This is a genomic window from Pseudomonas sp. H2_A10 (assembly GCF_054680085.1).
The window spans coordinates 801649-814126 of the sequence record NZ_CP162821.1 but is presented as its reverse complement, the minus strand read 5'-3'; the positions used below and the strand labels follow the sequence as shown (position 1 = coordinate 814126).

Sequence of the window (12478 nt, the reverse complement as noted above, 5' to 3'; positions counted from 1 at the left end):
TCATACCTCGTTGAGCGGTTGAGCGGCATCCAATGCCGCGCGGCCCCGGGGGCCGTGGAAATATTCGTGAATCCAGGCGTCGTCGGTTTCCGAGACGACATCGATGGCGTCGGCCACCAGCACTTTTTTCTGTGCCAGCACGGCAACGCGGTCGGTGATGGTGTACAGCGTGTCGAGGTCATGGGTGACCAGGAACACGCTCAGGCCCAGCGCATCACGCAAGGTCAGGATCAGTTGGTCGAATTGCGCCGCGCCAATCGGGTCGAGGCCGGCGGTGGGTTCGTCAAGGAACAGGATGTCCGGGTCCAGCGCCAGCGCCCGGGCCAGTGCCGCGCGCTTGATCATGCCGCCGGACAACGACGCCGGGTACTTGTCGGCGGCCGACAGCGGCAACCCGGCCAGCGCCAGTTTGACCGCGGCCAAGTGCTCCGCGTCGGCACGGCTGAGGCCGGCATGTTCGATCAGCGGCAGCGCGACGTTTTCAGTCACGGTCAGCGAGGAAAACAGCGCGCCCTTCTGGAACAACACGCCAAAGCGCCGTTCCACCAGGGAGCGCTCATGTTCCGGCAGGCTTGGCAGGTTCTTGCCGAACACTCGCACTTCGCCTTCACTGGGCCGGCGCAGGCCGACGATGCTGCGCAGTAACACCGATTTACCGCTGCCGGAACCGCCGACTACCGCGAGGATCTCGCCCTTATACAAATCCAGATCGAGGTTTTCGTGCACGCTCTGGCTGCCAAAGCGATTGCACAGGCCGCGTACCTGGATCACCGCCTCGGTCGGCGCCCGGTGTAAACGACTCACCAACTCATCTCCATGAAAAACAGCGCCGCGACGGCATCCAGCACGATCACCACAAAGATCGACTGCACCACGCTGGAGGTGGTGTGGGCACCGACCGATTCGGCGCTGCCGCTGACCTTGAAGCCTTCCAGGCAACCGATGGCGGCGATCAGGAAAGCAAAGATCGGCGCTTTCACCATGCCCACCAGGAAATGCTGCACGCCAATGTCCGATTGCAACAGCGAGAGGAACATCGCCGGGGAAATATCCAAGGCCACCGCACACACCACGCCACCGCCGATAATCCCCGAGAGCATCGCCACGAACGTCAACATCGGCAGCGCCACCAACAGCGCCAGCACGCGCGGCAGCACCAGTAACTCCATCGGGTCCAGGCCCAGGGTGCGGATGGCGTCGATTTCTTCGTTGGCCTTCATCGAGCCGATTTGTGCGGTAAACGCACTGGCTGTGCGACCGGCAATCAGGATCGCCGTAAGCAGCACGCCGAATTCGCGCAGGAAGGAGAAGGCCACCAGGTCCACGGTAAAAATCGTCGCGCCGAAGCTCTTGAGCACTGTCGCACCGAGAAATGCCACTACGGCGCCTACCAGAAAGGTCAGCAAGGCCACGATGGGCGCGGCGTCGAGGCCGACTTGTTCCAAGTGCGCAACCATCGGCGTGATACGCCAGCGCTTGGGCCGGAAAATGCCACGCGCGAAAGTCTCGAGGATCAGGCCGATGAAGCCCAGCAACTGCTTGCTGTCCTGCCACACCGTGTCCACCGCCCGGCCGATACGCGCCAGCAGCTGGATGCCGGTGGCTTCTTCGGGGGCTTTTTCGGGAACGCAGAAGTCGTTCAGGGAGCGGTAGACGGTCTTGAGCAGTGCGCGGTCGGCGGCAGACAGGCTGCAATCGGTCTGCTCGGCCGATTGTTCGATGCGGGTTGGCCCCAGCAGCTCCACCAGCAGCGAGGCGCCGGCGGTGTCCAGCGCGCCGAGGCCATTGAGGTCGATGCGCGCGCCGGCGTCGTATTGGCCGTCGAGTTTGTCCGACAGCTTCTTCAGGTTTGCGTAGTGGGCAAGCGTCCAGTCTCCGGTAATCCGCAGTAAAGGAGGAACGGAGGACGTATCGAGTTGGGCTGCGCCGGCCGTGGTGCTACTGGTCATAAGCTCCGAGCTTGTATTGGCTATCCACAATTGCTACGTAATAGCACGATACAGCCTACTTTGGGTTGTCCGTTTGTGCTGCGTCGGTGACTTTAAAACGCAGTACGCCGATCACTTGCCCGTCTTCGGTCAGCACCTGAACCTGCCAGCGGCCCGCTGCGTCGCCCGGGAAATTCTGCTTGTGGGTCCAGGCGCGGTAGCCCTCTTTGCGCCCACCGTGAATATCCAGGGCAATGCGGTCGACTTCTTTGCCGTTGAATTTCCACACGTGGTAGATCCGCTCATCCAGCCCGCGCGGTGCGTTGATCGCGGTATAGGCGTACAGCCCGGCGCTGCGCAATTGTGCGGCGCTGACTTCCTTGAGGTCATCGCCCGGCGTGCGGTCTTGCAGTTGGGTGCTGATGGCCACTTCGGTCAACCACAGCGTGGCCGGGGGAACCCAGCTGCGCAGGAACCAACCCGCGCAACCGATGACGGCCGTCACCCCCAGCAACATCGCCCAGCCTTTGAAGCTGCGCAGTGGCAGGCTCACCGCCAGGCTTGGGATCGACAAGGCCATGGCCACCCCGAGGGCGAGTTTGTAACTCTCGGCGGTGGTCAGGTGCAGGATAATCGGCAGCGCCGTGAGCAACGCGGCGAACAGGGTCAGGGTGTGCAGCGCCAGGAACAGAGAGCGTTTGGGGGCCAGCCACTTGTAGTACAGCGGGTCGATGATTGATACCAGCGCCGCCGCGCCGAGCAGGCCGGTGAAAATCGATTGGCCGCTGTTCCAGGCGGTGGTGATGAAAAAGAACGGCAGCACAAAAAACAGACTTTCCTGGTGGATCATCTGGGTGGCGTAGCGCAGCAGGGGCTCGGGGATTTCCCGCTTGAAGACTTTGGTAAACAGTTGGGTAAAGCTGTTCTCCAGCATCAGCCACAGCCAGCTCACCAGCATGATCACCGCGATCCAGCTGGCCATGCCCTGCTGGCGGTCTACCAGGATGAAGCTGCTCACACCCGAAATGAAACCGCCCAGGGCAATCACCCCTGGGTAGCGCTTCATCAGTTCGAGGATGCGCTGGATGTAGTGGGTCAGGTTCGGCATTCGGCGGTTCGCAGTCTTTTGTAGGAGAAAAACCCAAACAGAATAACGTCTTAACCTGGTGTTCGGTGCCTCATTACGCGATCCGTTTGCGATAAACCCGTATGCCGATCAACACAATGGCGATCAGGCCGAGTGCACCGGCGCCGATCCAACTCAGCATGTCGTAACTGAGCAGGGGTTTTTCCACACGCCAGTAACCTGGCTGCTTGAGCAATTGGCGCATGGCCTGGTTGGCCTGGTCCAGATGGACGGCCTTGATGCGTTTGGCCGGGTCGCTGAAGCGGCCGTTGTCGTAGTCGGCTGCCGCAGCCCAGTAGTAGTCCGCCAATGCGCTGTTGCCCTGCACGGCCCAGGCTTGCCGCGCGATGGCGGCCTGCTGCAGGCGCGCGAAGACGGCCGGATCAAGGCCGTCCTTGAGCAGTTGGGCGGTGAGGTCCTGCATGACATGTTCGGCTGCGGGGAGCTTGTCCCGTTCAAGGTCGGCATTCAGGCTTAGGAAACCGACGCCGCCGAGCACTTCGCGTTCGCTTCGGGGGCCGTAGGACAAACCGTGCTGGAGGCGCAGTTGGCGGTACAGCGCCCAGTCGAGGTAGTCCTTGAGCAGGTCGTAGGTCTCATCATGCTGGTCGTCCAGCACGGGTTCGGGGAACAGCCAGTGCAGTTTTGCGCTGTCGCCGACCCAACCGTGGATTAGCTCGCGGTGGCCGAGCGCGGTGTGCCGGATCTCGGGCAAGGGCCGGTGTTCGGTGGGGTCGACCGGGTCAAGTTCGCCGTAGGTGCGCTCCAGATAGGCCGGCAGCAGTTTGTCGAGATCGCCGACGACGATTAGCGTCATGTTATTGGGGGCGTACCAATGCGTGCGCAGCGCCTGCAACTGCTCGCGGGTCAGGTGACCGACTTCGGCGCGCTCGGCGCATTTGAGGCCCAACTCGACCGCCAACTGATTGCTGGCGGTGTGGCCGAGGTCTTGACGGTCCAGGAGGCGTTGCAGGTGCGAGTAATGGCCGCCGTCTTCGCGCTCAACCACTTTTTTGGCGGCGTCAATGTTGGCGTCGGTCAGTTCGGTGCGGGTGATGATCGCCAGCAATAAGTCGAGCACTTTGCGTTGGTTGTGCGCGGGGGCTTCGATCACGAAGGTGGTGTCGGCATTGCTGGTGTAGGCGTTCCACTCGCCGCCCAGGGCTTGCATGCGCTCTTCGAGGTCGCCTTCGTCCGCGCCGTCAATGCCGCTGAACAACACATGCTCGAGCAGGTGCGGCAGTTCCTTTTCCTCGCAACTGAAGTCATCCAGGCCGACGCCCACCACCAGGCGGATGGCGACATGCCCGCGTTCGGTGCCCGGTTTGAGCAGCAGTTGCAAACCGTTGGGCAGGGTGTAGCCCTCGACTTGCAAGCGATCAAAGGCAAAGGCGTGGGCAGAACCCATGAGCAGGCAGGCGAATAACAGGCGACGCATAACTGGCTTCCTGGCGAGTGAGGTCAGCTCTAACTGACTTCACGGGCCATCGTACGTTCAGGGCGAATGCGTGATGTCGGCAATATCTTCAGCCGAGAGCGCGCCGGTGTCGGAGGTTTCCAACACTACATACGCACTGCTGCAAAACAACGAGTTCAGGCGTTTCATGTCGGCAATCAGTTCAAGATGCAGGGAACTGGTTTCCAGGCTTTGCACGATCTTGCGTTGCAGGCGGCTGACGTGGGCATGGGCCAGGCGGCGTTCCTGGGCGCGGAAGCGGCGTTTCTCCCGCAGCAACTGACGGGCGCTTTCCGGATCGGCGCTGAGGAACACCGACGAGGCCAGGCGCAGGTTGGCGATCAACTGGCTGTGCAGGTCGGTGAGTTCTTCCAGCCCCACTTCGGAGAACTGGCGGCGCTGTGAGGTCTTTTGCTGCTGGACTTTACGCAGCATGCGTTCGATCAGGTCACCGGCCAGCTTTAGGTTGATCGACAGTTCGATGATCTCGGCCCAGCGCCGACTGTCGTGTTCGCTGAGGTCTTCGCGGGGCATTTGCGCCAGGTAGAGTTTGATTGCGCTGTAGAGCGCTTCGACGTCATCACTGAGGCTGCGCATTTCCTGAGTGATGGCGGTTTGCTTGCCGAGCAGCACTTCCTGCATCGCGCTGAGCATGTTGTCGATCAGATCGCCCAGGCGCAGGGTCTCGCGGGCGGCGTTGGCCAGCGCCAGGCTGGGCGTGGTGAGGGCAGTGGGGTCAAGATGCCGGGGCTTGGCCTTGCCGTTGACCTCTTCACGCTCGGGCAGCAACCACGCGCACAGGCGGGCCATCGGGCCAATTGTCGGCAACAGGATCAGGCAGCGGCTGACGTTGTAGAGCAGATGGAAGGTGATGACCATGCCTTGGGCGCTGTAGTCCAAATCATCCATCCAGCGTACGAGGGGGTCGAGTACCGGGATGATCAAGAGCAAGCCGATCAGTTTGTATAACAGGCTGCCCAAGGCCACTTGGCGACCGGCGGAGTTCTGCATGCTGGTGCTGAGAAATGCCAGTACGCCGCTGCCGATGTTGGCGCCGATCACCAGGCCGATGGCTACGTGCAAACCGATCACACCGGCGCCGGCCAGGGTAGCGGTCAGCAGCACGGCGGCCAGGCTGGAGTAGGAAATCATCGCGAACAAGGCGCCGACCAGGGCGTCGAGCAGGATGTCGCCGGTCAGCGAGGCGAAAATCACCTTGACCCCCTGGGCATGGGTAATCGGCCCGGCGGCTTCAACGATCAATTGCAACGCGAGGATGATCAACCCGAGGCCGATGCCCACCCGCCCGAGCTGCCCGGCCCGCGTCTGTTTGCGCGACAGGAAGAAAATCACCCCGAGAAAAATCAGCAGTGGTGACAACCACGACAAGTCAAAGGTCAACACTCGCGCCATCAACGCGGTACCGACGTCGGCGCCAAGCATGGTCGCCAGGGCAGGCATCAGGCCCATGAGGCCCTGGCCGACAAAAGACGTCACCAGCATTGCCGTGGCGTTGCTGCTCTGCACCATGGCCGTGACGAGGATGCCGGCGATAAACGCCAGCCAGCGCTTGGACATGTTCTGCCCGATGACTTGGCGCAAGTTGGAGCCGTAGACCCGCAGGATGCCGGTGCGGACGATATGCGTGCCCCAGATCAGCAGGGTCACGGCGGAAAGCAGATTGAGCAAGGTCAGCATGCTCGGCCCCCCGTGTGGGTGTGCTCCAAAGGAGCAAATGAGAATTGCCGCGTGCCGCTCTACGTCTTGTACTTAAGCTGTAGTTGGCGAATGGGCGCTGCGCCAGCATCGCATAGCTAAAGTGGGGATTGAAACAAAACTGTCATGAAGGCCGATGCCTCACGCTCTGCCTGGGGATGCCGCCAGGGATGCTTCGTGTCCCGAATGCGCAGAAAAAAAGGGGCTTTTAAGCCCCTTTTTCAACAGCGGGTCAAATTTATTGACCCGGAATGTCCTTGCGCAGTTTCACTGGATCCTGCTGCTTCTTCTTTTTCGCGATGGCGGTACGCATTTTGATGTTCACCGCTTCGACCGCCAGCGAGAACGCCATGGCGAAGTAGACGTAGCCTTTTGGCACGTGCACATCGAACGATTCAGCGATCAGCACGGTACCCACCACCAGCAGGAACGACAGCGCCAGCATCTTCAACGACGGGTGTTTATCGATGAATTCGCTGATGGTGCCGGCGGCCAGCATCATCACCAGTACGGCGACGACGATCGCGGCAACCATGACCGGTACGTGGGAAACCATACCCACGGCAGTAATCACCGAGTCCAGGGAGAACACGATGTCAATGATCGCGATCTGGATGATGGTGTAGATGAACTTGCCACCGGCGCCTTTAGGCTCGTCGTGGGTTTCATCTTCACCTTCCAGCGCGTGGTACATCTCTTGTGAGCTCTTCCACAGCAGGAACAGACCACCGAAGAACAGGATCAGGTCGCGCCCGGAAATGCCTTGGCCAAACACCACAAACAGGTCGGCGGTCAGTCGCATGACCCAGGTGATCGACAGCAGCAACAGAATGCGCGTGACCATGGCCAGTGCCAGGCCGAAGATCCGGGTGCGCGCCTGCATATGCTTGGGCATGCGGCTGACCAGGATCGAAATCATGATGATGTTATCGATGCCCAGGACGATCTCGAGAGCCGTCAGGGTGAAGAAGGCAATCCAGATTTCCGGATTGGTCAGCCATTCCATGTGTATTCCTTTGAGCGTGTGTTAGACCGCACCGGCGTAGGGTCGGCGCAGTTGGGTTGTACGATTATAGAGTGCTGAACAGCGGAAAAATCCCCATCAGCAATGCGGCGAACATTATGCACAGGCATACCAGTACTGCCCACTTCAAGGTGAAGCGCTGGTGATCGCCAAATTCGATACCGGCCAGGGCCACCAGCAGGTAGGTCGACGGTACCAGCGGGCTGAGCAAGTGCACAGGCTGGCCAACGATGGAGGCGCGGGCCATTTCTACAGCGGTGATACCGTAGTGGCTGGCGGCCTCGGCGAGCACCGGCAACACACCGTAGTAGAACGCGTCGTTGGACATGAAGAAGGTGAACGGCATGCTCACCAGCGCTGTGATCACCGCGAGGTACGGGCCCAGGGCTTCAGGGATGACCGCCAGCAGGCTCTTGGACATGGCATCGACCATGCCGGTGCCCGACAAAATGCCGGTGAAGATACCGGCGGCGAAGATCAGCCCCACCACCGCCAAAACGCTGCCGGCATGGGCGGCGACGCGGTCTTTCTGCTGTTGCAGGCATGGGTAGTTGACGATCATCGCGATACTGAACGCCACCATGAACAGCACCGGCAGCGGCAACAGGCCGGCGATCAGGGTGCACATCAGGGCGAGGGTCAGGGCGCCGTTGAACCAGATCAGCTTCGGACGGCGCGCGTCAGGGAATTGCGACACGCTGATTTCGCTGTGATCGATCTCGTCGCCCTGCAGGTGCAACTCACCCAGACGCGCCCGTTCACGTTTGCCGTACATATAGGCGATCACCAGGATTGCCACGACGCCCGCGGCCATGGCCGGGATCATCGGTACGAAAATATCCGAAGGGTCCACATGCAGCGCACTGGCGGCACGGGCGGTCGGGCCGCCCCAGGGGGTCATGTTCATCACGCCACCGGCGAGAATGATCAGGCCGGCCATGATTCGCGGGCTCATGCCGATGCGTTGATACAGCGGCAACATGGCGGCTACGCAGATCATGTAGGTGGTGGCGCCGTCACCGTCGAGGGACACCACCAGGGCCAGTACGGCGGTACCGACCGATACCTTCAGCGGGTCGCCCTTGACCATCTTGAGGATCTTGCGCACGGCCGGGTCGAACAGGCCGGAGTCGATCATCAGGGCAAAGTAGAGGATGGCGAACATCAGCATCACGCCGGTTGGCGCGAGCTTGGTGATGCCTTCGAGCATCATCGGGCCGATCTTCGGCGCGAAACCACCGAACAGCGCGAACAGGATCGGCACGATGATCAGGGCGATCAGCGCGGACAGGCGCTTGGTCATGATCAGGAACATGAACGTGATGACCATGGCGAAGCCAAGGAAAGTCAGCATAGGAGTACTCCAGGCGTAGTGCGGCTAGGGAATGGCGAACCGGTTCAGGTTCAGCGCAGAACGAAAGGCTCTAGACGTACGGGTGGAGTCGGGGCGAGCAGGCGGTTACGGGCGGACATCGGGAATCACCATTGTTGTTGTTAACAGCCGGTCTTGTTGCCGACAGTGGGGGTGATCCTAGACGCGAAAGCTTTCAGCCAGCTTTCGCTGGCCAAACAGGTGAGGGGAGGCGGATGCACGGTCTACAGGAATACATCGGTCAAATGTGGGGGCAAGCACCCTCCCACATTTGGAGTGTATCTATCTCGGGTATTTCAGGGCAGTTCGAGGCCGCCGGCCGCTTTGTGCAGCGACCGCAGGTGTTCACCGAGCTGCCTGAGGTTGGCCTCGCACGCGGCAATCTCGGCGGCGCGGGAAGGGTCCAGCAGCGCCCTCACCTCTTTATCCAGCTCGCCGGTCAGCGATTGCAGCTGCTTCTGGCGTTCGGCGCTTTCCGATTCCAGGCGCTTGGCTTCCGATGGCTGCGGCAGGCCATAGCCGCCGCTGCCCAGCAATTCCGCTGGGCGGCTGAGAAAGCCGCTGTTGGCGAGGATCTGTTGCAGGGTGGCATTGGCCTTCTCCATGCCGCCGTTTTTCAGCTCGCGGGCGCCGAGGTAGCGTTGTTTGACTTCGTCCTGGGCCAGCATCAACTGTTTACGAAAGCTGGCTTGTTCCAGCAGCAGCAACGCGGCGCTGGTGCGCAGGTCTGCCTGGTCGAACCATTGGCGGCGTTGCGCCGCGCTCAAGGCTAACCAGTCTTCAACCTGGGCCTGTTCGATCGGCAAATGCTTGCGCAGTACTTCGAACATCGCCTGGTAGCGCTCGCGGAAGGAGTCGAAGTGATAACCCAGGCGCAGCGCTTCACGTTTGTCATTCAGCACGCTGGTATCGGCCAGGCCACGGGCTTGCAGGACTTCGAGCAGGCCGTTGGGGGTGATGTTGTCCAAGCCGGTCAGTTGCGGATTGGCGCTGCCGCTGCGTAACAGTTTCAGGCTTTCGACCGCGCAGTTGTTGGACAGGAAGTAGTAATTACCGTCGTAGCTCCAGTGCATTTCGGCGGCGTGCTCGACGGTGTCGGTGATTTCCTGGCGCGACAGTTTCAGCGGTACGGAGGCCAGGCCGCGCAGTTCAGTCTTGGTGTATTCGTCGATCACCTGGGCCAACGGCAACACGAACAGGCGTGACGGGTACTTGCCCACCAGGCCGTCCCAACTCGACAGTTGTACGTCACCGACAAATGCGCGGTAGGACAATACCAAATGCTGGTCCAGGTCGAGCCGGCAATCCGGCCCGCGCGGGCGGCCTGGGGCGCAGATCACCAGGCGCAACATGCTGTGGCCCCAGCGGCTGACCAGATTCTGGTTGGCTTCGGCCAGCAGGTAGTCGATCTCGTAGACCCGCTCCGGGTCCACGTGGCCCAGCGGTGTCTTGGCGAAATCGTTGCCGGCATTGAGGAATGGGTAGGCCTTGGCGCAGGCGTCCTGCGTCGGCGGGGCCCAGCCGAAGTGCTGCTGGTAATAGCGGAACAGCGCCGGACGCCGACAGGCGTAGCTCGCGTCGAGGAGGAAGTACTCCATGTTGACCGCGACGAACTCCAGCGGGCTGGTGGTTTCGTAGATATCCGGGCTGCGCACGACCTGGCGGTTGTGCTGCTCGCGCTCGCCGCGACGGCCGACATATTGTGGCCAGCCCGCGAGGTCCAGCAGGCGCGGGTCATCGCTGAGGGTAAAGCGGCGGTCGTTCTGGCCACGGCATTGATCGGGCAGGCCAATCAGGCCGGTGATGTTGTTTTGTCGAGCGCAACGCTGGATCAGTCTGCGTTCGTCGGGAGACCACAGGCGCGCACGGTCATAGATGTGGGTCAGTTCATGCAGCACGGTGGCGAGCATTTCCCGGCGCACGGTGCCGTGGGGGCGATTGGTCTTCTGGGTGGCGGCGCTGCCATCGGTCAAGCTGTCGAGCAGGTTGCGGTTCAGGTCCAGTTCGGACACCAGCGAAGCCTGGCCGTAGGCGTTTTCGGGCATTTTGTCGGTCCAGCCGACATCGATACGGCGGTCCAACTGCTCGACAAAGCGCGGCGGCAATGAGCGCATCGCTTCATCGAGCAATGCCTGGCTGGCCTGTTGTTGGGCCGGGCTCAAGCCTTCTGTCTTGAGCCGCAGTTGCAGGCTGGCCTGGGCTGCGCCGGCACACAGCAGCACAATCCCGGCCAGGAGCCAGGCGACAAGGCGCCTCACAGAGCGAGAATAGCTTCGGCGAGGGTCTGGTCACTGGCGTCACGGGCTTCCGGCAGGCGGGTGCGCAAGGTGTCAAAGGCGGCTTCCAACTGAGCGCCACGGATTTCACCATTGCTGGCGACGAAGCTGGCCGCATCATCGTGAGCTTCACGCACGACTTTGGAATCGCGGATGGACGTGGTGGTGTCCGAGGTGAAATCAATGGTGCGGCCAGACGCGCGAACAATGATGTTACTGGTGGCCACCAGGGTCTGTGCCTGGGCAACGTCGGCCAACAACAGCAGGCCGAGGGCGGCGGCGATCAGCGGGCTACGCATGGAATTACTCCAGTTACAAAGAGGGAAATACAGAGATGGTTATTGGACGAGAATTGCCTGCGCCAGTTCAAGGTCGCTGACATGAAGTTTTGGTTGGGTTCGGCGCAGGTAATCCAGCGCCGACTCCAGCCGTGCTCCTCGCCATTGGCCGTCGGTAGCAATGAATGCGGCAGCGTCATCCCTTGCGGCAACGATTACTTTTTTGTCGAAGGGCGCGGAGGTCACCTTGCTGGTGGCATACGCGCTCGCGACGGTGCTCTGGAGGGTCACGTCAAAGGCCGAAACCCAAGGTGACCAGCAGGCAGAAAACAACACAGGAACAATGAACAGTCGGTATGAAAAAGCCATGGGACTCGACAACTGAAAACGAGCGCCAAGGCTAGCGCAATGCCCGGGCGAGAGCCAGCGCCAAGGCATTCGGGAGCCGTTGGCGCTCCCTTTTACGCGCTGGGGCTCAGATGGCCAGAATGGCCTGGGCCAATTGTGCGTCGGTCGCGGTGTTCAGTTGTGGCGCTTGTTGACGGATTTGCGCAAGGGCGCTTTCCAGCTTCACGCCACGAATGGCGCCTTCACTGGCGACAAAGCTGGCCGCGTCGTCACGCGCGGCGCGCACGACTTTGTTGTCACGCAGGGAGGAAGTCGCATCGGAAGTGGCGTCGGACGTAGCCTTCAGTGCGCCGACGATGGAATCGGTGGTCACGATGAAGCTGGTCGCGTTGGCATTGAAAGCCAGGGCCAACAAGGCAGCAGCGCTGAGCAGGCGAAGAACGGGCATGGGGTGACTCCTATAGATGAGCAGTGAAGGTGGCGCAAAGGCTCGCCACGTGCTGGTTGGATATTAGGCTGTGGTTTATCGGTTCGGATAGGTTGTTATGCAGCCTTAATAACTGTACCTATGGTATTTAATAGGCATATAACTGTACCTGTTGCGCTGATTTATTGGCTCGAAATTGCACGCGCCGAGAACAACAAAGCCCGCCTCCGGTTACCCGGGGCGGGCTTTGTTTTGACAAATCAGTGCTGGCAGTGGACCCGGTGGGTCAGGGCCAGCGGGCGCCAATTAGCGCCAGAACGGCTTGCTCAGCTCTTCGTAGCGTTGAGCTTCGCTGATACCGGCGTCAGCCAGCAGACGCGAATCCAGGCGAGCCAACTGATGGCGGCTGGAGATGCGGCGCTGCCACAGCATCAGGTTGGCAAGAACGCGCAGAGGCAGGGAAGCCTGGGTGTTTACAGCTTTATCTTCGAAGAACAGTTCGGAACTGAGTGTACGTTCCATGATGA

General features: G+C 61.1%; 12 protein-coding genes. All 12 read right to left on the bottom strand.

Going from position 1 to position 12478, the window contains the following annotated elements; all coding sequences use genetic code 11:
- The 12 genes from AB4O23_RS03610 to AB4O23_RS03555 all read right to left on the bottom strand — a co-directional run bounded on the left by AB4O23_RS03610 (position 1) and on the right by AB4O23_RS03555 (position 12473).
- Entirely contained in the window at positions 1 to 804 is an 804-nt protein-coding gene (locus AB4O23_RS03610; RefSeq protein WP_017530595.1) for an ABC transporter ATP-binding protein, read from the bottom strand.
- On the bottom strand, positions 801 to 1949 hold the full coding sequence (locus AB4O23_RS03605; RefSeq protein ID WP_017530596.1) for an ABC transporter permease: 1149 nt from the start codon (positions 1947 to 1949) through the stop codon (positions 801 to 803). Before AB4O23_RS03605 ends, AB4O23_RS03610 begins: the two co-directional genes overlap by 4 nt.
- A gap of 55 nt (positions 1950 to 2004) precedes the next feature.
- On the bottom strand, positions 2005 to 3036 hold the full coding sequence (locus AB4O23_RS03600; RefSeq protein ID WP_017530597.1) for a DUF5924 family protein: 1032 nt from the start codon (positions 3034 to 3036) through the stop codon (positions 2005 to 2007).
- Positions 3037 to 3109: 73 nt separating this feature from the next.
- Positions 3110 to 4492, bottom strand: a complete 1383-nt coding sequence (locus tag AB4O23_RS03595; protein ID WP_017530598.1) for a M16 family metallopeptidase — start codon at positions 4490 to 4492, stop codon at positions 3110 to 3112.
- A 57-nt stretch (positions 4493 to 4549) separates the two neighbouring features.
- Positions 4550 to 6208, bottom strand: coding sequence for a Na/Pi cotransporter family protein (locus AB4O23_RS03590; RefSeq protein ID WP_460147355.1), 1659 nt, complete (start codon positions 6206 to 6208; stop codon positions 4550 to 4552).
- 256 nt (positions 6209 to 6464) lie between these two features.
- Positions 6465 to 7232 (bottom strand): TerC family protein, encoded by a 768-nt coding sequence (locus AB4O23_RS03585; protein WP_017530600.1) that lies wholly within the window; start codon positions 7230 to 7232, stop codon positions 6465 to 6467.
- Between the two features lie 64 nt (positions 7233 to 7296).
- The gene (locus tag AB4O23_RS03580; protein ID WP_017530601.1) at positions 7297 to 8604 is read right to left on the bottom strand and encodes a CitMHS family transporter; all 1308 of its coding nucleotides are present in this window, start codon (positions 8602 to 8604) and stop codon (positions 7297 to 7299) included.
- Positions 8605 to 8918: 314 nt separating this feature from the next.
- Entirely contained in the window at positions 8919 to 10880 is a 1962-nt protein-coding gene (locus AB4O23_RS03575) for a DUF7844 domain-containing protein (protein WP_017530602.1), read from the bottom strand.
- Positions 10877 to 11197 carry a DUF2388 domain-containing protein gene (locus AB4O23_RS03570; protein ID WP_065879175.1) on the bottom strand — a complete coding sequence of 107 codons (321 nt, stop codon included), beginning with the start codon at positions 11195 to 11197 and terminating at the stop codon, positions 10877 to 10879. Before AB4O23_RS03570 ends, AB4O23_RS03575 begins: the two co-directional genes overlap by 4 nt.
- 39 nt (positions 11198 to 11236) lie before the next feature.
- Positions 11237 to 11545 (bottom strand): DUF2388 domain-containing protein, encoded by a 309-nt coding sequence (locus AB4O23_RS03565; RefSeq protein ID WP_065879174.1) that lies wholly within the window; start codon positions 11543 to 11545, stop codon positions 11237 to 11239.
- Between the two features lie 106 nt (positions 11546 to 11651).
- Positions 11652 to 11972: a DUF2388 domain-containing protein gene (locus tag AB4O23_RS03560; RefSeq protein ID WP_017530605.1), complete on the bottom strand. Its 321-nt coding sequence runs from the start codon at positions 11970 to 11972 to the stop codon at positions 11652 to 11654.
- Between the two features lie 285 nt (positions 11973 to 12257).
- On the bottom strand, positions 12258 to 12473 hold the full coding sequence (locus tag AB4O23_RS03555; protein WP_008081135.1) for a DUF1127 domain-containing protein: 216 nt from the start codon (positions 12471 to 12473) through the stop codon (positions 12258 to 12260).
- Positions 12474 to 12478: the final 5 nt, after the last annotated feature.